We start from the raw sequence: 252 nt of genomic DNA on the forward strand, positions 1-252 counted from the left end.
TGCTAGAAGTACCGCTACTTAATAAAAACGGTGAGCGTTTAAAAGAGCAAGTAAATACCGATTTTAATAATGAGGTTGCGACTAATAATATTTTACAATTTGTGTCGGGCAGTTTAAAAGTTAATAACCCAAAACCAACCATGCTTGCTATTACGGCTTCGAGCCGCGACCCTTATGAGTCGGCAGATGTAGCGCAAAGTCTTTTGGCACAATCAAATATAAACACTCAATGGTTAGCACTAACGCCAGCGC

1 pseudogene is annotated in these 252 nt (G+C 40.1%); it reads left to right on the forward strand.

Features of this window, described 5'->3' with window-relative positions:
* A pseudogene (locus AAEZ18_RS19265) lies at window positions 1–252 on the forward strand (cyanophycinase); the annotation flags it as partial.

It is taken from the genome of Pseudoalteromonas sp. 19-MNA-CIBAN-0066, from assembly GCF_040308705.1.
Taxonomy (GTDB): Bacteria; Pseudomonadota; Gammaproteobacteria; order Enterobacterales; family Alteromonadaceae; genus Pseudoalteromonas; species Pseudoalteromonas nigrifaciens.